Below are 21,320 nucleotides of genomic sequence, written 5' to 3' on the forward strand. Positions count from 1 at the left end.
CTTTTTTGTTTATTGACCTAAAATTCCATATTCTAATCCCCTGAGTTCTGCGAGCCCTCTCAAACGACCAATTGCAGAATATCCAGGATTCGTCTTCTTATTTAGATCATCCAACATTTGATGACCATGGTCAGGTCTAAAGGGAATAGGTCTGATTCGATTTTGATTTTCAGTGATCAAAATTTTCATCACAGCATACATATTTACATCACCATCTAAATGATCAGCTTCAAAGAAACTTCCTAAAGTGTCTTTCTTTACATTTCTCAGATGCGAAAAGTAAACTCTTTCTTTAACAACATCCAAAATGGATGCAACATCATTTGACTGACTAGCACCAAGGGAACCTGTGCAAAAGCAAATGCCATTAAACGGCTTATTAACACCTTCAAGTATTGCTACCAGATCAGATTGATTGCTCACAATACGTGGAAGACCTAAAATTGGATATGGCGGATCATCGGGATGTATAGTCATTTTAATCCCCTCCCTTTCACAAACGTCACTTATCGATGACAGGAAATGAAGCAAATTATTTAATAATCCCGTTCGACCAAGCTGACCATACACAGCAATGCTGTTATTCAGATCCTGTAGTGTAATATCATTTTCTCCAGGGATTCCCATCAAAACAACTTGTTCTAACGCATTAAGATCTTGCTGTGAATAAGAAGAAAATTTTTTTTCAACTCCTTCCAATATCACTGTTGTATAATCCTTGACTGCATCTATTCGCTTTAGTATATGAATATCAAATACGGCAAGGTCAATCCAATCAAAATATAAAGCTTTTGAACCATCTTTCATCAACAGATCTAATTGTGTTCTGGTCCAATCTAAAACAGGCATGAAATTATAAGTAATGATCTGAATTCCACATTTCGCTAAATTCTCCAAAGACATCACATAGTTTTTAATATAATATGTGGCATCATTGCTTCCTGTTTTTATCGCCTCATGCACTGGAAGACTCTCTACGACCGACCAGACTAATCCACTATCTTCAATAATTCTTTTAAGCTCTAAAATATCTTCGACAGGCCAAACATCGCCATGGGCAATATGGTGCAATGCCGTTACAATACCTGTCGCACCAGCTTGTTTTATATCATCCAAGGAAACGGGATCATTAGGCCCATACCATCTCCAAGTTTGTTCAAGTTTCTTCATACCTTAAATTTATTAAACCCCACACCATGCGTTAAACCCGCCATCAACAAAAATCGTTTCACCAGTAACCAAAGCAGAAGCATCACTTAATAAGTAGACTAAAGTTCCTTTCAGTTCATCTGGCTCTCCTAAACGTTGATAAGGCATCGCATTAATAAATTTCTGCGCTCGGTCGGAATATGTACCATCGGGGTTTATCAGTAGGTTTCGATTTTGCTCTGTTAAAAATACCCCTGGTGCAATTGCATTGACACGTACCTTATCACCGTATCGTAAAGCTAATTCAACAGACATCCATTTCGTGTAGCCATCTACACCGTGTTTTGCAACCGTATACCCCAAAACTCTAGTTAATGGTCTACTTGCCGCAAGTGAGGAAATATTAACAATAGAACCCTTACCAGATTCAGCTATTACACGTCCAAAAATATGTGTCGGAATAATTGTTCCATTTAAATTAAGCTCAATTGCTTTCAGCGTATCTCTTATATCATGGTCAAAAAGATTTTGTTCAGGCTTTATTGTTGCTCCAGCAATATTACCGCCAGCAGCATTGACCAAACCGTCAATCGTACCCCATTTCGCTATTATTTCATCCCTAGCCCGTATCACGTCCTCTTCGTTCAAAACATCTACTTGTATTGCTAATGCCTCAGCACCTTTCGCCTCAATAGCCTGGACTCTTTCTTGGAGTTTTTCTCTATTTCTACCCAGTACTGCAACCTTTGCACCAGCTTCAGCCAAAGCATCTACAAAAGATTTTCCTAGAACTCCAGTTGCACCGGTAACCACAACAACGTGATTGTTCAATGAAAATTTATCCAATATCCCCATTTTATAATTGTTAGATTTAAAGTTACCAATTTTATGAAATAATTAATTCCTAAAGAAACATCCTTATAACTTTATTTACTCAAACGTTTTCGAAATTATAGACACAATCAATACAGAAATACAATTATTTATACTACTTTCGAAAAGTAAACTAATAACTTATGGATAAAAACACGGTCCTTTGCTTCGGAGAGATTCTTTATAGATTACAAGCAAAAGATGAATATTTTTTTAATGATGACCAATCGGTAGTCTATGCCTATCCAGGAGGATCAGAAGCGAACGTTGCTGTGGCTCTTGCCTCGCTATCAATACCGACGACTTACGTGTCTGTCGCTCCCGATCACTCTTTGACCAAGGAGATTTTAAACACACTCAATCACAAAAACGTCGATACCTCCAAGTTTATATTTGGTGGCGAACGCTTAGGTTCTTACATTTTGCAATCGGCAAATGGTTTAACAAGCGGAGAGGTAATATACGATCGTAAGTACTCGTCATTTTCCACCCTTAAAACGGAAGATATTGATTGGGATGAACTATTTACCGACTGTTCATGGTTTCATTGGACAGCCTTAACACCTGCATTAAACGAGGAATTAGCACAGCTCATGCTAACAGCATTAAAAATAGCGCACGAAAAGAAAATCACCATATCTGTCGACCTCAATTATAGAAGCAGGTTATGGCAATATGGAAAACAGCCACTAGATATTATGCCTACATTAGTTTCATATTGCGATGTTATTATGGGAAATATTTGGGCTGAACACAAAATGCTTGGAACTGCTATTCATGAGCAGTTGGTCCGAACTACTTCTTCCAGCGAATATTTCGACTATTCCAGTTTAGTTGCCCAAGAAATATTTGAAAAATATCCCAAATGCAAACACATCGCTAATACGTTTAGATTTATGGATAACCCTAAACATAATCTATTTTACGGAACATATCATAGCCCTGCAGAAAATAAAATAAGTACTATTTTAGAGACAAATGACTTAATTGATCGTATTGGTAGCGGAGACGCCTTTATGGGCGGTTTAATTGCTGCTATTTATCAAGGTAAGTCTGCTCAAGACATTATAGACACTGCAACCCAACTCGGATTCAAAAAACTATTTAACAAAGGTGATTTCATTAATTTATAATAATCAACATGCATACTATCCTATCCAAGATTGAAAGTTCTCCCATTATCCCCGTTTACTATCACGACGATATTGACCAATGTATTGCCATTTTAACATCATGTTATAATGGTGGAGTTCGCGTTTTCGAATTTGTTAATAGAGGTCCTGAAGCGCATAACAACTTTAAGGCTCTGCTTAAATACCGCGATGAAAATTTCAAAGATTTAAAGCTAGGAATTGGAACCATTAAAACGAAGCAACAAGCTCTAGATTTCATAAATATAGGAGCAGAATTTATTGTTAGTCCTATTGTGAAAGCAGAAATTGCAGATGTGACCTTAAAAAATAATATACTTTGGATACCGGGTTGCATGACTCCCACTGAAATTTCAGTTGCTGAAGAATTAGGTGCACCATTAGTAAAACTTTTCCCCGGTGATGCCTTAGGAGCAAATTTTTTGAAAGGCATCAAGCCTCTATTTCAATCATTGAAATTTATGCCTACAGGTGGTGTATCATTAGATGAAGAAAATCTGTTAGCGTGGTTCCAAGCTGGAGTATCAGCAGTAGGTATGGGATCAAAATTATTTAATGGCCCGACAGAATCAGAAGAAAATAATTATATTGAAAATAGATTACAAAAAGCTTTTCAGTATATTGAAAGCTTAAAATAGAGAAATAAAAAAAGCTCTAACTTTCGTTAGAGCTTTTTTTGTCGGGGTGGCAGGATTCGAACCTACGACCTCCACATCCCAAATGTGGCGCGATACCGGGCTACGCTACACCCCGAAAAGGTATCACCTTTTGTTTTATTGTGATGCAAATATACAGCGAATATTAGTAATGTCAAATTTATTTTTCACTTTGCACAATAAAAGACTGATTAGCTGATAAATAAATTTCAATCAACCGAAAAACAATCTCATATTTAAGATGATTTATAAGATAATCTGCCTCTCCATGGTCTAAATCGATAATTTCTTAGAACATGTTTCTTCTCTAAAGAATAGCTTTTATCAGTCCATTCGCTATTACAAATGCTTAAATTGATTTCAAAAAAAAACAAAAAAGAGTAAGTATAAACCTTTAAACTATGTAATAAATATCAATATTTTTGATTAGTTGAAAAGAGATTTACGTTCACTTGTTCCCATTTATCCTGAATAGATGTGCTATCTCTAGTGTTAAAACTAATTGTATACCTCGCCGATTTGCACTCATTCAGAAATCCTACTGATCTATAATAGCCTGATTTCTGAATTATACAATAAGTAGCAACCATATATTTGAGCTAATTAATTTTAAAATCTAGGTTGAATTTCGATCAATTTTCAGGCTTGTAAATCCATTTTCAACAGACACAACTACATGAGTAGCTTAAATTCTAAAGGCAATAAATTCTTAGAAGGACAGCAAGTGCCTTACAATTAACATTTTATATGTTGTTTAGAAATGAACAATCATTTACTAAATTTTTATTTATTGAAATATTCAAGATTACACCTCTAATTAATGAGTTCTTAAAGAAGCAAGTTAGACCAATGAAATAATCCGATTATTTAGAGAAAAACATAAAAGTACTTTAACTGTTTAAAAGTGTCAAAAATTAGAGATCGGAAGATATAGTGAAAGTATGTTTGTCCGATAGGAAGAAGATGTAGAAGCTGAATAGGTTAAATGATGAGCATGACGGGTCTGCAGAAGTTACCGAAAGAACAGGAATAGCTATGCTCTCAGCATAAAAAAGGTATAAACACAAAAAAGCCTCTGCTGTATAGCAAAGGCTTCTGTATAAAAAAAGGCACCGACCTACTCTCCCACCTGTTACGGCAATACCATCGGCTCTGGCGGGCTTGACTTCTCTGTTCGGAATGGGAAGAGGTAGACACCGCCGATATAGGCACCTAAAATGTTTTTATGTGATATATGCTCTATAAAAAGCATTATCTATAGACAATTGAAAGAAAAACTAAAAGAGGAAGACAACAGTGTTTGCGTTGCTTGAGAAAGCTTCGGGTGATTAGTATTGCTCAGCTATGGTATTTCTACCTTTACACCTGCAACCTATCAACGTAGTAGTCTACTACGGCCCTATAAGGAAGTCTCATCTCGTGGCTAGTTTCGCACTTAGATGCTTTCAGCGCTTATCTATTCCCGACGTAGCTACCCAGCCGTACACCTGGCGGCATAACTGGTTTACCAGCGGTCAGTCCATCCCGGTCCTCTCGTACTAAGGACAGATCCACTCAAACTTCCAACGCCCACAACAGATAGGGACCGAACTGTCTCGCGACGTTCTGAACCCAGCTCGCGTGCCACTTTAATGGGCGAACAGCCCAACCCTTGGGACCTTCTCCAGCCCCAGGATGTGACGAGCCGACATCGAGGTGCCAAACCTCCCCGTCGATATGAGCTCTTGGGGGAGATCAGCCTGTTATCCCCAGCGTACCTTTTATCCTTTGAGCGATGGCCCTTCCATACAGAACCACCGGATCACTATGTCCGTCTTTCGACCCTGTTCGACTTGTTGGTCTCACAGTCAAGCAAGCTTATGCCATTGCACTCCTCGTACGGTTACCAAGCGTACTGAGCTTACCTTTGAAAGCCTCCGTTACCTTTTTGGAGGCGACCACCCCAGTCAAACTACCCACCAAACAATGTCCTCGACATGATCGAGTTAGAAACCGAATACAGAAAGGGCGGTATTTCAAGGTTGATTCCATGACTCCTGGCGAAGCCACTTCAACATCTCCCGCCTATCCTACACATCCTGTACCCAATTTCAATGTTAAGCTATAGTGAAGGTGCATGGGGTCTTTCCGTCCCGTTGCGGGTAATCGGCGTCTTCACCGATACCACAATTTCACCGAGCTCATGGCTGAGACAGCGCCCAGATCGTTACACCATTCGTGCAGGTCGGAACTTACCCGACAAGGAATTTCGCTACCTTAGGACCGTTATAGTTACGGCCGCCGTTTACTGGGGCTTCGATTCAATGCTTCTCTTGCGATGACATCCCCTCTTAACCTTCCAGCACCGGGCAGGTGTCAGGCCTTATACTTCATCTTTCGATTTTGCAAAGCCATATGTTTTTGTTAAACAGTCGCCTGGGCCTTTTCACTGCGGCTTCTCCATCGCTGGAGGAAGCGCCCCTTCTCCCGAAGTTACAGGGCCATTTTGCCGAGTTCCTTAGCCATGATTCACTCGAGCACCTTAGGATTCTCTCCTCGACTACCTGTGTCGGTTTACGGTACGGGTTTTTATAACCTGAAGCTTAGCGGGTTTTCTTGGAAGTCTGTTTACCTGCTCTATCAGCGCCGCCGAAGCTTTGCTGTACTATTGGGTTTCAGCAGGGTCGGCGGATTTGCCTACCGTCCCTATACCTACGCCTTTTAACGAACTATTCCGTCAGTTCGCGGCAGTGTCACTACTCCGTCACCACATCGCAGTTATAAAAAGTACTGGAATATTAACCAGTTGTCCATCGGCTTACTCCCTTCGGATGCGCCTTAGGCCCCGACTAACCCTGATCCGATTAGCGTTGATCAGGAAACCTTAGTCTTTCGGTGGGCGGGTTTCTCACCCGCCTTATCGTTACTTATGCCTACATTTGCTTTTCTATCAACTCCACGGCCCATTACCAGACCGCTTCTCCGTAAATAGAATGCTCCCCTACCAGACATGCACAAAATGCATGAATCCATAGCTTCGGTAATACACTTGATGCCCGTTTATTATCCACGCCCGACCGCTCGACTAGTGAGCTGTTACGCACTCTTTAAATGAATGGCTGCTTCCAAGCCAACATCCTAGCTGTCTGTGCAGTCGGACCTCGTTAGTTCAACTTAGCGTATATTTAGGGACCTTAGCTGATGGTCTGGGTTCTTTCCCTCTCGGCCTTGGACCTTAGCACCCAAAGCCTCACTGCCGGCCATATCTTATAGCATTCGGAGTTCGTCTGGATTTGGTAGGATTTGACTCCCCCGCACCCAATCGGTAGCTCTACCTCTATAAGACTCCATGCCGACGCTGTTCCTAAAAACATTTCGGGGAGTACGAGCTATTTCCCAGTTTGATTAGCCTTTCACCCCTACCCTCAGGTCATCCGGAAACTTTTCAACGTTTATCGGTTCGGTCCTCCATTACATGTTACTGCAACTTCAACCTGCCCAAGGGTAGATCACAAGGTTTCGCGTCTACCTCATCTGACTATGCGCCCTATTAAGACTCGCTTTCGCTTCGGCTGCGTGGCTGAACCACTTAACCTTGCCAGACAAGAGTAACTCGTAGGCTCATTATGCAAAAGGCACGCCGTCACTGGACCTGCCAGCTCCGACCGCTTGTAAGCACACGGTTTCAGGTTCTTTTCACTCCTCTGTTCGAGGTTCTTTTCACCTTTCCCTCACGGTACTAGTTCACTATCGGTCTCTCAGGAGTATTTAGCCTTATCAGATGGTGCTGACAGATTCCCACAGGGCGTCTCCGACCCCGCGGTACTCAGGGTACTGCTAGGCTAGCATTCTATACGTGTACAGGGCTATCACCGTGTATCGCTGGGCTTCCCATCCCATTCCACTTCTGTTTGCTAATGCCACATCGCAGCCCTACAACCCCAACAATGCCGTAACATTATTGGTTTGGGCTCTTTCCCGTTCGCTCGCCACTACTTGGGAAATCATTATTATTTTCTTCTCCTACGCCTACTTAGATGTTTCAGTTCAGCGCGTTCGCGTATTTTACAACATACCTTCAGTATGCTAGGTTGCCCCATTCGGAAATCTTCGGATCAAACTCACATTTGCTAATCCCCGAAGCTTATCGCAGCTTATCACGTCCTTCATCGCCTCTGAGAGCCTAGGCATCCCCCGTGTGCCCTTATTTACTTTCTTCACCTCATAGCCCTTTTGCTACTATGGGTTGCTTTTTGATATATAACCGTGATGCTACGCATTAATCCGTTCGGCCTTGACCGAGGGTCTTCATAATACATCAAGCACATCACAGTATTGTCTCTACTGTTGTCTTCTCTTGTAATTTTTTTTCTTTCAATATGTCAAAGAACTCTTTGTAGCCTTATCGTGAACGCAATATCTTAGTGTCCGGGCATACGTGTGGAGAATATCGGAGTCGAACCGATGACCCCCTGCGTGCAAGGCAGGTGCTCTAGCCAGCTGAGCTAATTCCCCGTATTATTTATGGTAGTCCCGAGCAGATTTGAACTGCTGACCCCTACATTATCAGTGTAGTGCTCTAACCAACTGAGCTACGGGACTAGCTTATCATTCTATCTCTCTGGACCATCCATTTTCAGGGATGGGCACATTTCTTCAAATGCTTTTTTATAGTAATCAGTACTTAGATATCAGTAGTTAGATAGAAAATAATCTAAATACTAAATACGCTGTACTAAATACTTTTTTAATCATGTGTATCCGTAACGAGCTTCAATTCCGAATGCTCTAGAAAGGAGGTATTCCAGCCGCACCTTCCGGTACGGCTACCTTGTTACGACTTAGCCCCAATTATCGGTTTTACCCTAACACGCTCCTTGCGGTTACATGCTTTAGGTACCCCCAACTTTCATGGCTTGACGGGCGGTGTGTACAAGGCCCGGGAACGTATTCACCGCGTCATTGCTGATACGCGATTACTAGCGAATCCAACTTCATGAGGTCGAGTTGCAGACCTCAATCCGAACTGTGAACGGCTTTTAGAGATTAGCATCATATTGCTATGTAGCTGCCCGCTGTACCGTCCATTGTAGCACGTGTGTAGCCCCGGACGTAAGGGCCATGATGACTTGACGTCGTCCCCACCTTCCTCACAGCTTACGCTGGCAGTCTGTTTAGAGTCCCCACCTTAATGTGCTGGCAACTAAACATAGGGGTTGCGCTCGTTGCGGGACTTAACCCAACACCTCACGGCACGAGCTGACGACAGCCATGCAGCACCTAGTTTCGTGTCCCGAAGGACTGATCCGTCTCTGGATCATTCACTAACTTTCAAGCCCGGGTAAGGTTCCTCGCGTATCATCGAATTAAACCACATGCTCCTCCGCTTGTGCGGGCCCCCGTCAATTCCTTTGAGTTTCAATCTTGCGACCGTACTCCCCAGGTGGATAACTTAACGCTTTCGCTTGGACGCTTACTGTGTATCGCAAACATCGAGTTATCATCGTTTAGGGCGTGGACTACCAGGGTATCTAATCCTGTTTGATCCCCACGCTTTCGTGCATCAGCGTCAATACTAACTTAGTGAGCTGCCTTCGCAATCGGAGTTCTAAGACATATCTATGCATTTCACCGCTACTTGTCTTATTCCGCCCACTTCAAATAGATTCAAGTCCTACAGTATCAAAGGCACTGCGACAGTTAAGCTGCCGTCTTTCACCACTGACTTATAGGACCGCCTACGCACCCTTTAAACCCAATAAATCCGGATAACGCTTGGATCCTCCGTATTACCGCGGCTGCTGGCACGGAGTTAGCCGATCCTTATTCTTCAGGTACATTCAGCTTCCTACACGTAGAAAGGTTTATTCCCTGACAAAAGCAGTTTACAACCCATAGGGCAGTCATCCTGCACGCGGCATGGCTGGTTCAGAGTTGCCTCCATTGACCAATATTCCTTACTGCTGCCTCCCGTAGGAGTCTGGTCCGTGTCTCAGTACCAGTGTGGGGGATTCTCCTCTCAGAGCCCCTAGACATCGTAGCCTTGGTGAGCCGTTACCTCTCCAACTAGCTAATGTCACGCGAGCCCATCCATATCCTATAAATATTTGATCACAAACCGATGCCGGTAAATGATGTTATGCGGTGTTAATCTCTCTTTCGAGAGGCTATCCCCCTGATATGGGTAGGTTGCTCACGCGTTACGCACCCGTGCGCCACTCTCATCAGTTCGTAGCAAGCTACTCCCTGAATCCCGTCCGACTTGCATGTATTAGGCCTGCCGCTAGCGTTCATCCTGAGCCAGGATCAAACTCTCCATTGTAAAATGAAGTGTAAGATCAAGACTATTTATAATAAATAGAATTGTCTTGTATTTTAATTTCTAATTCTAAAATTGAACAGGTTGATTTTTTTTAACTTTCGTCGTTTCTCAACACTACTCGTTACGTTACATGATTATATTTTTAAAGAACTTCTGTCGCTTCCGCATCTCGCTTCGGCTTTTATGATGTCGGCATTGCGCCGGTATCGATCTTGTTTCTGTTTCCCTTCGTTTCCGTTGGGACTGCAAAGGTAGAAATCTTTTTGGTTTCTCCAAAATAAATGTGAAAATTTATTTTTTTTGTTTTCCTGCTGTTTCTGCGTTTAATCTTCATTAAACCCTTCTTTTTTCAGTGCCTATCCTTTCGGATCAGCCGTTCCTCCCTTGCGGAGTGGTGCAAAGATAGCGACTTTTTATAATCACTTCCTAATCTTTTCCGGAAATAGTTTGCCGTGAACCGGTAAACAGCTTATAACCTGACCGATAAATTTACCTATGACCTGTTCTCGGGGCTGAGAAACGGACAATCCTGGCTTTAAACTATAAAAAGGGGTAGCGGGGGAACTGTTCGTCCTGAACCGTCTTTCATGGATGCAGTATGCTTTTAGGGAATAGCCAAATGGAAATTATATCTTTTTCAGTACAGCGGCATCATCGACACTATTACTATTACTATTACTATTACTATTACTATTACTATTACTATTACTATTACTATTACTATTACTGATAAGGTGATCCATGTCTCCTCATGCTTTCCGCAGGGCCGACATCTTTACTTTATACTATATAGTATATACTACAAAAGGGATCCTGAGAAGTGCTGCTGTTTTGCAATAGCCAGCTATCCCCGTAAAGATACTCCGGAATAAGGCATATTATAACCTGCTCGGGAACTGAAAGGGAACTGATTATTACTTAAACTGGGATTTATAGAGAGATTACTGAGATTTTATAGGGGGTTAATAGAGCTTTACCTCTACTAGCCCCCTATAAACCCCCTCTTATCCCTCTGTTATACCTCTATTATATTCGAACCAGGTACCCAGTTGCTTATAACATGGTATTACCCTGCTAACAACAATAATAGTAGGTTTCTCCAGATTCAATTGGTTTAAAGAGCTGCTTTATAATCACGCTCAAACAGCTAATCGAAAATCAATTTGCATCGAATACGTAATTTTTTCTTTCATAGATTTTAAAAATAAAATCTATGAACTATATTATAAAAGTCAGATTATGTAATAGTCGGTATCTCCAAACTTCCAAAAAAGAAGATATTGATTCTTACCATGCTGTAGACAAATTGATCAGAACTAGCGCTAAGCATTATCGTGATGTAAAATAAAAAACTATATTTACTGCTGGAATAGACGAAACATTAGATTAAGTGATCGGAAAATCATTTTTTAAATCAGGATCATAAAACGATAAAAAAGTATATTAAATACCAATCAACCTATACAACTAAGCGCCAAACCAATAGAATAAGCATAAATGACAGGACCTGATTATATATACTATACTGATTTAATGGGCACAATGCTTTTTGCCATTTCAGGAGCCATGGCAGCTAATCGGAGAAAAATTGATATTTTCGGTGCAACTTTTACAGGATTTGTTACAGCAATAGGGGGCGGTTCACTCCGGGATGTTTTTCTAAACCTTCGTCCCATTTGGGTTGACGATGGGAATTATTTAATTGCTATACTAATCGGGGTTTTTCTATCAGCAGTCCTTAACGACAAATTAGATAGATTCTCCCGAACTTTAACACTTTTTGATGCCATGGGGATCGCTTTCTTTACTATTGTTGGCTTACAGAAATCCATTACCTATGAAAGCTCTACAATTGCGGCTGTAATTCTAGGCATGTTTTCGGCTGTAATGGGAGGGGTCATCCGGGACACCCTTATGAATGAAACGCCACTAATTTTCAGAAAAGAAATTTACGCAACAGCTTGTTTATCAGGAGCTATACTTTACGTAACCTTACCTTATTTTGGACTTTCCGAGGGCATAAATGCTTTTTTAAGTGCATTGTTGATCTTTACAGTTCGGATCTTAGCCGTAAAATATAAATTCTCCCTTCCGATAGTGGGTGGATAAGGTGGAGAAATAATTAGAAAAGCGTTAATTATAACTAACGCTTTTTCTTTTGAAATGGAAATTTCATTTTATATCCAACACGGATCATCCCTTTAGAAATTGTATCCAGTTTTCCTTTCAACATTGTTTTTTTCAGTGTAGACAATTTATCAGTAAACAATTTCCCTTCGATATGATCATATTCATGTTGTACAACACGCGCTGCTAAACCGGATAAATCAATTTCGTGCTCCTCAAAGTTTTCATCCAGATAATTAATCTTAATATTCGGGTTCCTCAAAACATCCTCATTAATATCAGGAATACTTAAGCATCCTTCATTAAAGGCCCATTTCTCACCAGACTCTTCAACCATGATCGGATTAATGAAAACTTTCTTGAAAGCTGTCAACACTTCTTTTTCTTCTTCAATATCTTCAGCAAAAGGAGTTGCGTCGATTACAAAAAGACGAATTGGCAAACCAACTTGGGGGGCTGCTAACCCAACACCACTTGCTGCATACATCGTTTCAAACATATCTGCAATAAGTTGTTTCAAGTTTGGATAATCCTCATCTATTTCATCTGCTACCTTACGCAAAACTGGGTCTCCGTAAGCCACAATTGGAAGTTTCATACTTTATTTTTTTTTGAAGGACAAAGATACGTATTAAAATTCAATCGAAAACCACAGTTTGTTTCTAATAAATCATATTTTTGTTATTCGAAAATGACAGATTCATACCATCAAATAGTAGAACGCTTTTGTAATGCATTACGAAAGAGCTTCAATTCAGAGATTTTAGTCTCCGAAAAATCCCCCGTATTTACAGTAATAACGGGGGAGGAGCTTCCTTTTAAAATTCACCTTTACGGATCTAATATCACGAAGCGGGTTTCAGAAGAAAATCAAAAAATCGTACATATTGATGAAGATATATTATTTAGCAAATATGCTATCATTCTAAAAAGAATACTGGCAATCGCCTTACATCAGAAAAAAGCTTACGCTAGAAATACCGTTGTAGCTCGTGTCGATAAAAAAAATACAATCGCATTCTTGGAAGAAAACCACTTGCAGGGGGCAATGCCAGGAAAATATCGGTATGGTCTATTTTTAGAGGGTGAACTAGTTTCTCTTGCCGTATTTAGCGGAGGAAGAAAAATGCCTGAATTAAATATTGAAAACTATCGATCATTTGAACTAATTAGATTTTGCAATAAACTTGGTTATAATGTAGTAGGGGGAATCAGCAAATTGCTTAAAGCATTTATCAACGATTTCAACCCCCAGGATATTATGACCTATACGGATAAGGATTGGAATCAAGATTCTTCATTAGAAAAAATTGGTTTTGTCAAAAAATCAGAACTCGAACCCCTTAAATTTTGGGTAAATGGAATATCAAGAGTGCTCATTAGAGATGAAGATCAATATAAGAACCTACAAAAAGAATTTCCTGATGGCTACTTAAAAGAAAACTTGGGCAGTCTTAAACTGATTCTATCTATAAAATAAAATCATTTTTTGTATCTTGTCGATTAATCTAAACAGTAAATAATAAAATATATCACATGAAGAGAAAACTACGAATGGGTATGGTCGGAGGGGGCAACGATGCTTTCATCGGAGCTGTACACCGTATCGCGGCAAATATGGATGGTAAAATCGAACTTGTATGTGGTTCATTCAGCATCAATCCTGAAATCAACAAACAGTCTGCTGAAGATCTATTCATTCCAGAAAATCGTTGCTATGCAAATTATGAGGAAATGATTTTAAAAGAAAGCCAGCTTCCCGAAGGAGAGCGCATGGATTTCTTAACGATTGTTACGCCCAATTTCATGCATTATCCTCCTGCAAAAATGGCTTTGGAAAATGGTTTCAATGTTGTCATTGAAAAACCGATGACCTTAACATTAGAAGAAGCAAAATCTTTAGAAGAAATAATAAAAAGCACGAATAAAACACTTTGCTTAACACATACTTACTCCGGTTATCCGATGGTAAAACAAGCGAAAGCAATGGTTAAAGCTGGTCACTTTGGTAAAATCCGTAAAGTTGTTGTCGAATATCCTCAGGGATGGTTGAGTAAATTGACTGAGCGTGAAGGAAATGCCGGTGCGGCGTGGCGTGCTGATCCTACTAAATCTGGAAAATCTTTAGCGATGGGCGATATCGGCGTACACGCAGCTCACCTAGCAGAATATATCACAGGATTAAAAATTACAGAATTATGTGCAGACTTAACGACTTTCGTTGAGGGAAGACATCTAGATGATGACGGTTCTGTTTTATTGCGTTTTGAAGAAGGAGCAAAAGGAATGCTTTGGGCTTCACAAGTAGCAGCCGGAGAAGAGAATGCTTTACGCATTCGTATTTATGGTGAAAATGGCGGGTTAGAATGGGCTAACGAAGATCCGAATAACTTAACAATCAAAATGTTAGGCGAACCTCGTCAAGTATTCCGTACCGGAAATGCGTACAATGCTCCAAATCAGTTAAGTTCATTTGCAACACACAATACGCGTATCCCATCTGGGCATCCAGAAGGTCTATTAGAGTCATTTGGTAATATTTACCGCAATTTTGCTCAAACTGTATCTGCGAAATTAGAAGGTAAGACACCAACGGCAGAAATGTTGGATTTCCCTCAAGTACACGAAGGTGTACGCGGCATGGCTTTTATAGAAAATGTTGTCAACAACAACAATGGTTCTGAAAAATGGACTAAATTTGTTGTGTGATAACTAAACAACAAACATTACTTTCTTCTTTGGCAATCTCATCTTTGCCAAGGGAGAAAGTCATCGTTATTTTAGGCCCTACAGCTTCTGGGAAAACAGCTCTAGCAGTCCAAATAGCAAAAGAAATCGGGGCCGAAATTATCAGTGCAGATTCCCGCCAGGTCTATCGTCAAATGGATATAGGTACTGGTAAAGATCTATCCGAATACGGCGATGTTCCTTATCATCTCATCAACATCTGTGATCCAGGAGAAAAATATCATCTAGGACAATTTATAGAAGATTTCCAACAAATCTATCAATCCCTATTGCTACAAAAAAAACGTATCATACTTTGCGGGGGAACTGGGCTCTACATTCAAAGTGTTATTCAAGGCAGTAAATATGTTAAAATTCCTAGCCAACCTGGTTTTAAAGAGGCTCTATATCAATTTGAAAAGGATGAACTTATCGATAGATTAGCTAAGTATAACAAACCCAATGATCTATTTATCGATTTATCCACTAAAAAGAGAATTATTCGCGGGATAGAAATTTTAGAATGGCTTAAGAATAATCCAGAAATGATACGTAATAATGAAAGTTTAGATTCCTTTGTAATAGGCTTAAATCCTGATGTATCCACAAGAAGAAAAAAGATCTCCAAAAGACTGGATCAAAGAATGGAGGCAGGACTTATTTTAGAGGTACAGGCATTATTGGAATCTGGTGTTAGTCATACAGAACTGCAATATTATGGTCTGGAATATAAATATATATCTAAATACCTATTAGGCGAATTAAACTACGAAGAGTTCTATAAAAAATTGGAAACAGAAATTCATCGCTATGCAAAAAGGCAGATGACTTATTTCCGTAAGATGGAAAAAGATGGTATTGTCATCAATTGGTTGGATTAAAAGTATCAGAGTTTATAAACAGAAAAAGGGTTGACCAGATGGATCAACCCTTTTTAATTTCTTTCGATTATAACTTGATTTCCTCGTCTTTAGCATTAAAGAAATGGAATTCCGTTAAATAATATGAAGTAACCGGAACAACTTTGATCCATTTTTGAAACTTCAAAAACCATTTTATTCTTTTTGAAATAAAGCCAGATTTAATAAAAGCGGCTATATAAGGATGTACACATAGTGATATTCCTTTTTCATTTTGTTCTTGAAGAATAAAACTTAAATTATTTTCAATATCATCCATCAGGACAATACTTGACCGGATCTCACCAGTACCATCACAAGCGGGACATTTCTCATTTGTAACGATATTCATTTCTGGTCTAACACGTTGACGCGTAATCTGCACTAATCCAAATTTACTTGGAGGCAAGATTGTGTGTCTCGCACGATCCGTGGCCATACATTCTTTCAAGAAGCTGTACAGCTCTTTGCGATGAGTAGGTTTATGCATATCGATAAAATCGACAACAACGATCCCGCCCATATCTCTTAAGCGCAATTGACGCGCAATTTCTTTTGCTGCTTCCATATTAACCAGGAGCGCATTATCCTCTTGGTTCTCTTTATTAGCAGAACGATTACCACTATTAACATCAACGACGTGAAGTGCTTCAGTGTGCTCGATTACGAGATAAGCACCACCTTGTAATGTAACAGTTTTTCCAAAAGCAGCCTTGATTTGTTTCTCAACCCCAAAATGGTCAAAAATTGGTTCTTTATGTTTATAAAGTTTTACAATTTTTTCTAGATCAGGAGAGATATCTTGGACATAAGATTTTGTCTCTTCATATATGACAGGATCATTTACATGAATATGTGTAAATTCATCTGTTAATAAATCGCGTAAGATGGTAGAAGCTCTATCCATTTCACCCAATACTTTTTGAGGAGGTTCTGCTGTCCGAAGTCGCTTGGTAAATATTTCCCACTTAGAGATTAGATCCAATAAATCCTTTTGTAGTTCGTCTACGCCTTTACCTTCAGACACCGTTCGGATAATAACTCCAAAATTAGGAGGTTTTATTCCTTCGACAATCTTCTTGAGACGTGTCCGCTCATTACTTCCTTTGATTCGTTTGGATATGGAAACCGCGCTTGAAAAAGGTACCAGTACGACAAATCTACCTGCAATAGATAGATCGGAGCTCAATCGAGGTCCTTTTGTTGATATTGGTTCTTTTGCGATTTGAACTGGTAAAAGCATGTTTTTGCTTAAGATATCAGATATCTTACCGGCCTTATCGATGTCCTTTTCAAGTTTTAAACTATTTAGCAGTTTCTCTTGATAACTGCCATTCTTTACTATTCGAGTAAGTTTTAGCAAAGATTGAACCTGAGGACCTAAGTCCAAATAGTGGAGAAAAGCATCTTTTTCGTATCCTACGTCTACAAATGCTGCATTTAATCCCGGCATAATTTTTTTGATTCGCCCAAGATAAATATCTCCAACTGAAAAATTATTGTTAACCGTTTCCCTATTTAGTTCAACAAGCTGCTTATCCTGTAGCAAAGCAATAGTAACTCCTTTTTCAGGAGTAGAATCGATAATTAATTCCTTTACCAACAGCTACATATTTACGATACAAATTAGCATACCCTGCTAACTTTGTTGTATCTGATTAAACCTTAAAGAACGTTTTTTTATAAAAAAAAACAATCTACACGTAATAAATTACGTGTAGATCATCAAACTTCAATGCGATTATTGCGTTATTTTCATGTCTCAACAACCTATTGGAGTCTTATACAAGAAAGACTATTTTTTCTTGTGTCTATTTTTTCTTAAACGTTTTTTACGTTTGTGAGTAGCCATTTTGTGTCTTTTTCTTTTTTTTCCGCTTGGCATAGCTAATTTTTTTTAAATGATTATAAACTAAATTAATTACTTACTCAACTCAGCGATCTTGCGATCGATAAATTGTGAAAGGGAAGGGTCAGCAGCTAGTTGTTTACTTTGTTTAAAAGCAGCAACCGCCTCACTTTTCATCCCAATATTTTCATAGCCTGTGGCTAAATAAAAGTAAGATTCCGCATCTGGTTTCAATTCAATAACTGTTTTGAAACGATCAATCGCTTTATCAAACTGGCGAGATTGTAATGAAAACAATCCCAAAGTTTTGTTTGCTTCTACATTTTTTGGATCTGCTTGAACCACTTCACGAAGTAAAGCAATTCCTGCCATCGGGTTATTAGTACCCGAAACCATAGCAGCTCCTAATCCTGTTTTCGCCTCTAAACTAGCAGTATTTAATTTCAACGCAGCTTCGTAAGAACGAATTGCATTTTGTGTTAAAGCCTGAGCTAAAGTAGAGTCTTGTAAATTTGTGTAAGCAGTACGATAAGAGTTACCCGCTTTCAACCAGTACTCATATTTTGGAGAAATTTTAGCCATTTCTTCATAAATGAATCCTTGCGGAGCTGGCTTCGCCAAATCATCCCACTTTACAGCCAACTTTTGAAGTAAAGAAATCTTTTCTTCTCCAGATGCCTTTGCAATTTGGGTCTCAATATCGGAAATATCTTTGATTAAATTTGCATCTAATCCTTGTTTTGTCATTAACGATATGTTTTCCAAATTAATTTCGGAAGAAGATTGCTCCGTTTGAGCAGATTCTTCTTTCTCGTTCACCAAACCTTTGATAGGTTGTGCCAATAGTACCGCAACTAATGCTGCAACCACGCCTACTACTATAATCTGTTTGGTTTTTGCCATTTTTAATCTGTTTTTAAGATTATTTATTGCCGTTTTTTACTTTCTCAACAAATACTTTTGCCGGTTTGAAACTAGGAACGAAATGTTCAGGGATGATGATCGCTGTGTTTTTAGAAATGTTTCTAGCAGTTTTTTCAGCTCTTTTTTTAACAACAAAGCTACCAAAACCTCTTACGTATACATTTTCTCCACCCACCATTGCGTTTTTAACCACTTTGAAGAATGCCTCAACGGTCTCTTGAACATCTACCTTCTCTAAGCCTGTTTTGTTAGAGATTTCTGCAATAATTTCTGCTTTAGTCATATCAATTTTACTGTAATTATTTATTTCTCAACCTTTAACCAAATATACTTTGGGGTTGCAAAAGTATCTCTTTAAAATGACGTTTGGAAATAATTTAAACATTTTTTTTATTTTAAAATTATTCCAAAAGAGATCATTTACAACAGCTTAGCCATATTGCATCGCTAAACTCATTTTTCAAAGAAGCACAAAAATACACTTTATTACTGAAAATCAAACCTTTAATTTTATTTTTATCATTTCACGTGAAACAAATGATAAGCCTATGACTTAAATTTTAATCACAAATTACCTGTGCTATTTTTTTTAAATCATCGGCATTATGTAGACTGCTCAGCACAATTCTGTTTAATGGTGGATCTGTTTCCAATGGATAAGGAAAACTTGAAATCAAAAATCCCTCTTTTACTAATTTTTGATAAAGTTCAGGGTTCGTTGAGCTGAAAACAGGAAAATTAGGAATATGACTTAGGCTATTGCCGATTAAGTCACTAAATAGCTTGACATTCTGTTGGAGTTTATTGAATTCATCCGAATATATTTCCTGTGAATTTGTAAAAGCGTACATGAAAGCGGGAGAAGCAGGGGAGGCTCCTGTAAAAAAAGATGATTTACGAAACCTTTGAATCCACTTATTGGATGACAAGATGATACCCGCATCTGTTCCCATACCTTTTGCCAAAGATGCAACCACTACGACATCAATTCCTGTATTATCAAACATAGACAATTCCGTAGAAACTTTATTTTTGCGAACCACCCCGATTCCGTGCGAGTCATCCACTAAAAGCACGATCCTTTTATTGGGATCTATTTTTAGTAATGGACTAAAATCGTAGTGCTGGGGTGTTAAATTATCCAGTGCATTACTCACAATTACGAAAGACTCTTCTTTAGAGGCATTGATATGCTTTACCGCATCCTCTAGCCAAGAAGCCATAAGACCACTCACTCCTGGATTGACATCAAACCACAATGCTGGATGACTATTGGGAGCATATAGAAGTGTTCCTTGTAAAGCAAGTACCCTCACAACCAATTGTGCAGCCAAATAACCACTTGAAACTAGCATCGCATCTTCAAAGCCAAATCGTAAAGCTGCAGCCTCCTCGGCAATATCAAAAATACCAAGCTGAATATTATTATTACGGGAGGTTCCGTTATTCAGTCCATAAATAGAAATTCCTTGTTTATATACATCGATATAAGCCTCATTAACCAATAAGCCCAGATAGGAAGTTCCGCCAAAAAAGAGATACGTCCTTTCTTCATCACTGATCACCCGACCTGTTGGCTGATGCAAATGGGTAAAATCTTTCATTATCAATATTACACTTTAAAATTACCGGGAAATAGACTCTGTTATAAATAATAGGTTGTTATCTCAAATAACAAAAAACACTACATATTGAGTTTGTAGTTGAGCGGGATATTAAATCTGAGCGAAACCGTAAAACCCTTCAGTGGACGATAATCCTGCTTGTCGGCGATTGAAAATCCATATCCAAAATCCAAGTCCAAAAGAGTGGCCATTGTAACACCTACTTTTGGTGTAAAGGTATATGGAGTGAATTCTGTCCGTACAAAAGGAGCAACTACCCAGGATTCAGGATAGAAAGACAGCGCCAGCTCAGGAATTACCGCAAACTTTTTCTGTGTCCATGTAAAATTAGCGGTAACATCTGTTTTTAAAATATTTTCACCGAGAAAAGCAAATGCAAAATACCCTCCTGTTTTTACAGCACTTCCTTTTTGATATTGATAACTAATTGTAGGACCATATAAGATCTCCTGAGCTTTTACCTGCATACTGAAGCTAAATAGCACAAGACAGATCAATTTAACAACAATATTTCTTCTCATAGAGTCTAATATAAATGAAAGTTTAAAGGAATATTGACTCCTAAGGATAAATTCACTCCTTTAATTTGTTTAAAATCTTTCTTGGTATTAATATCAAACCCATAACCTACTCCCAGATCAATGAGAGAGAAAAGACTGAGACCAACTTTTGGCGTTACCGTATACGGGGTCAATTCGGCTTTGACAAAAGGTAATAGAACAAAATCATTGACATAATAAGTAAATCCCAACTCGGGAATTACAGTTGTTTTACCGCCCATCCAAGTGAAATTTGCGCCAGCATCAATTTTCATATACTGCGACTCATTTGGTGCAAATAACCCCCAGGCAGATGCTTTCAAAAAACTTCCGCTTTGATATTGATAACCAATAGAAGGTCCAAATATCCAATTGTTATGTGCCGGTAATGGGTTCTTTTGCGCTGCCACACTTAGACAGGACAATACCCCAATAAGAATGAAAGCAAATCCTTTTATATTCATCTAGCTAAAATACAAAGTATAACCATTAATCAGTAC

At 39.1% G+C, this 21,320-nt stretch carries 16 protein-coding genes, 3 tRNA genes and 3 rRNA genes; 7 read left to right on the plus strand and 15 right to left on the minus strand.

Going from position 1 to position 21,320, the window contains the following annotated elements; all coding sequences use genetic code 11:
• Positions 1–9: 9 nt before the first annotated feature.
• Positions 10–1,170 carry a mannonate dehydratase gene (gene uxuA / locus FHR29_RS25630; protein ID WP_183918227.1) on the minus strand — a complete coding sequence of 387 codons (1,161 nt, stop codon included), beginning with the start codon at positions 1,168–1,170 and terminating at the stop codon, positions 10–12.
• 12 nt (positions 1,171–1,182) lie between these two features.
• Positions 1,183–2,004: an SDR family oxidoreductase gene (locus FHR29_RS25635; protein ID WP_132846213.1), complete on the minus strand. Its 822-nt coding sequence runs from the start codon at positions 2,002–2,004 to the stop codon at positions 1,183–1,185.
• A 161-nt stretch (positions 2,005–2,165) separates the two neighbouring features.
• Here FHR29_RS25635 and FHR29_RS25640 point away from each other — a divergent pair, with 161 nt between their 5' ends.
• Both FHR29_RS25640 and FHR29_RS25645 read left to right on the plus strand, forming a co-directional pair.
• A complete protein-coding gene (locus tag FHR29_RS25640; RefSeq protein ID WP_132846212.1) occupies positions 2,166–3,155 on the plus strand; it encodes a sugar kinase in 990 nt (329 codons plus the stop codon).
• 8 nt (positions 3,156–3,163) lie between these two features.
• Positions 3,164–3,811: a bifunctional 4-hydroxy-2-oxoglutarate aldolase/2-dehydro-3-deoxy-phosphogluconate aldolase gene (locus tag FHR29_RS25645; RefSeq protein ID WP_183918228.1), complete on the plus strand. Its 648-nt coding sequence runs from the start codon at positions 3,164–3,166 to the stop codon at positions 3,809–3,811.
• A gap of 41 nt (positions 3,812–3,852) precedes the next feature.
• On the opposite strand, the gene FHR29_RS25650 is transcribed toward FHR29_RS25645, so the two are convergent.
• The 6 genes from FHR29_RS25650 to FHR29_RS25675 all read right to left on the minus strand — a co-directional run bounded on the left by FHR29_RS25650 (position 3,853) and on the right by FHR29_RS25675 (position 10,130).
• Positions 3,853–3,926, minus strand: a tRNA-Pro gene (locus tag FHR29_RS25650).
• A 1,007-nt stretch (positions 3,927–4,933) separates the two neighbouring features.
• Positions 4,934–5,045, minus strand: a 5S ribosomal RNA gene (gene rrf, locus FHR29_RS25655).
• A gap of 93 nt (positions 5,046–5,138) precedes the next feature.
• A 23S ribosomal RNA gene (locus tag FHR29_RS25660) occupies positions 5,139–8,026 on the minus strand.
• A 223-nt stretch (positions 8,027–8,249) separates the two neighbouring features.
• Positions 8,250–8,323: transfer RNA gene (locus tag FHR29_RS25665), tRNA-Ala, on the minus strand.
• 10 nt (positions 8,324–8,333) lie between these two features.
• Positions 8,334–8,410 (minus strand) — tRNA-Ile (locus FHR29_RS25670).
• Positions 8,411–8,600: 190 nt separating this feature from the next.
• A 16S ribosomal RNA gene (locus FHR29_RS25675) occupies positions 8,601–10,130 on the minus strand.
• The 16S, 23S and 5S rRNA genes sit together here with 2 tRNA genes alongside, the layout of an rRNA operon.
• 1,213 nt (positions 10,131–11,343) lie before the next feature.
• On the opposite strand from FHR29_RS25675, the gene FHR29_RS26730 reads away from it, so the two are divergent.
• Complete coding sequence (locus FHR29_RS26730) at positions 11,344–11,478, plus strand: hypothetical protein (RefSeq protein WP_259194733.1); 135 nt, start codon at positions 11,344–11,346, stop codon at positions 11,476–11,478.
• A gap of 149 nt (positions 11,479–11,627) precedes the next feature.
• Positions 11,628–12,239 carry a trimeric intracellular cation channel family protein gene (locus FHR29_RS25680; RefSeq protein ID WP_132771790.1) on the plus strand — a complete coding sequence of 204 codons (612 nt, stop codon included), beginning with the start codon at positions 11,628–11,630 and terminating at the stop codon, positions 12,237–12,239.
• A 34-nt stretch (positions 12,240–12,273) separates the two neighbouring features.
• On the opposite strand, the gene def is transcribed toward FHR29_RS25680, so the two are convergent.
• Positions 12,274–12,855 (minus strand): peptide deformylase, encoded by a 582-nt coding sequence (def, locus tag FHR29_RS25685; RefSeq protein ID WP_132771789.1) that lies wholly within the window; start codon positions 12,853–12,855, stop codon positions 12,274–12,276.
• A gap of 93 nt (positions 12,856–12,948) precedes the next feature.
• Between def and FHR29_RS25690 the strand changes: the two genes are divergently transcribed.
• From FHR29_RS25690 to miaA, 3 genes are read left to right on the plus strand one after another with little or no spacing between them, the layout of a single operon-like run.
• Positions 12,949–13,737: a hypothetical protein gene (locus FHR29_RS25690; RefSeq protein ID WP_132771788.1), complete on the plus strand. Its 789-nt coding sequence runs from the start codon at positions 12,949–12,951 to the stop codon at positions 13,735–13,737.
• A 56-nt stretch (positions 13,738–13,793) separates the two neighbouring features.
• Entirely contained in the window at positions 13,794–14,966 is a 1,173-nt protein-coding gene (locus FHR29_RS25695) for a Gfo/Idh/MocA family protein (protein WP_132771787.1), read from the plus strand.
• The gene (gene miaA, locus FHR29_RS25700; RefSeq protein WP_311732316.1) at positions 14,963–15,865 is read left to right on the plus strand and encodes a tRNA (adenosine(37)-N6)-dimethylallyltransferase MiaA; all 903 of its coding nucleotides are present in this window, start codon (positions 14,963–14,965) and stop codon (positions 15,863–15,865) included. Before FHR29_RS25695 ends, miaA begins: the two co-directional genes overlap by 4 nt.
• Positions 15,866–15,932: 67 nt before the next feature.
• Here miaA and FHR29_RS25705 read toward each other — a convergent pair whose 3' ends face one another.
• The 6 genes from FHR29_RS25705 to FHR29_RS25730 form a co-directional block, all read right to left on the minus strand.
• Positions 15,933–17,486: an Rne/Rng family ribonuclease gene (locus FHR29_RS25705; protein WP_021189239.1), complete on the minus strand. Its 1,554-nt coding sequence runs from the start codon at positions 17,484–17,486 to the stop codon at positions 15,933–15,935.
• A 318-nt stretch (positions 17,487–17,804) separates the two neighbouring features.
• Positions 17,805–18,635 (minus strand): tetratricopeptide repeat protein, encoded by an 831-nt coding sequence (locus FHR29_RS25710; RefSeq protein WP_021189240.1) that lies wholly within the window; start codon positions 18,633–18,635, stop codon positions 17,805–17,807.
• A 19-nt stretch (positions 18,636–18,654) separates the two neighbouring features.
• On the minus strand, positions 18,655–18,939 hold the full coding sequence (locus FHR29_RS25715; RefSeq protein WP_021189241.1) for an HU family DNA-binding protein: 285 nt from the start codon (positions 18,937–18,939) through the stop codon (positions 18,655–18,657).
• A gap of 277 nt (positions 18,940–19,216) precedes the next feature.
• The gene (locus FHR29_RS25720; RefSeq protein WP_183918230.1) at positions 19,217–20,260 is read right to left on the minus strand and encodes an aminotransferase class I/II-fold pyridoxal phosphate-dependent enzyme; all 1,044 of its coding nucleotides are present in this window, start codon (positions 20,258–20,260) and stop codon (positions 19,217–19,219) included.
• An 80-nt stretch (positions 20,261–20,340) separates the two neighbouring features.
• On the minus strand, positions 20,341–20,802 hold the full coding sequence (locus FHR29_RS25725) for a hypothetical protein (protein WP_132771784.1): 462 nt from the start codon (positions 20,800–20,802) through the stop codon (positions 20,341–20,343).
• Positions 20,803–20,807: 5 nt separating this feature from the next.
• Positions 20,808–21,284 carry a hypothetical protein gene (locus FHR29_RS25730; protein ID WP_132771783.1) on the minus strand — a complete coding sequence of 159 codons (477 nt, stop codon included), beginning with the start codon at positions 21,282–21,284 and terminating at the stop codon, positions 20,808–20,810.
• Positions 21,285–21,320 lie beyond the last annotated feature (36 nt).

Origin of the sequence: Sphingobacterium sp. JUb56 (genome assembly GCF_014191365.1) — a bacterium.
Lineage (GTDB): Bacteria > Bacteroidota > Bacteroidia > Sphingobacteriales > Sphingobacteriaceae > Sphingobacterium > Sphingobacterium anhuiense.

Bases quoted from the DNA above. Each gene is read 5' to 3' on its own strand.
- uxuA (WP_183918227.1), bottom strand. From the start codon at position 1,170: ATGAAGAAACTTGAACAAACTTGGAGATGGTATGGGCCTAATGATCCC.
- FHR29_RS25635 (WP_132846213.1), bottom strand. From the start codon at position 2,004: ATGGGGATATTGGATAAATTTTCATTGAACAATCACGTTGTTGTGGTT.
- FHR29_RS25640 (WP_132846212.1), top strand. From the start codon at position 2,166: ATGGATAAAAACACGGTCCTTTGCTTCGGAGAGATTCTTTATAGATTA.
- FHR29_RS25645 (WP_183918228.1), top strand. From the start codon at position 3,164: ATGCATACTATCCTATCCAAGATTGAAAGTTCTCCCATTATCCCCGTT.
- FHR29_RS26730 (WP_259194733.1), top strand. From the start codon at position 11,344: ATGAACTATATTATAAAAGTCAGATTATGTAATAGTCGGTATCTCCAA.
- FHR29_RS25680 (WP_132771790.1), top strand. From the start codon at position 11,628: ATGACAGGACCTGATTATATATACTATACTGATTTAATGGGCACAATG.
- def (WP_132771789.1), bottom strand. From the start codon at position 12,855: ATGAAACTTCCAATTGTGGCTTACGGAGACCCAGTTTTGCGTAAGGTA.
- FHR29_RS25690 (WP_132771788.1), top strand. From the start codon at position 12,949: ATGACAGATTCATACCATCAAATAGTAGAACGCTTTTGTAATGCATTA.
- FHR29_RS25695 (WP_132771787.1), top strand. From the start codon at position 13,794: ATGAAGAGAAAACTACGAATGGGTATGGTCGGAGGGGGCAACGATGCT.
- FHR29_RS25710 (WP_021189240.1), bottom strand. From the start codon at position 18,635: ATGGCAAAAACCAAACAGATTATAGTAGTAGGCGTGGTTGCAGCATTA.
- FHR29_RS25715 (WP_021189241.1), bottom strand. From the start codon at position 18,939: ATGACTAAAGCAGAAATTATTGCAGAAATCTCTAACAAAACAGGCTTA.
- FHR29_RS25720 (WP_183918230.1), bottom strand. From the start codon at position 20,260: ATGAAAGATTTTACCCATTTGCATCAGCCAACAGGTCGGGTGATCAGT.
- FHR29_RS25725 (WP_132771784.1), bottom strand. From the start codon at position 20,802: ATGAGAAGAAATATTGTTGTTAAATTGATCTGTCTTGTGCTATTTAGC.
- FHR29_RS25730 (WP_132771783.1), bottom strand. From the start codon at position 21,284: ATGAATATAAAAGGATTTGCTTTCATTCTTATTGGGGTATTGTCCTGT.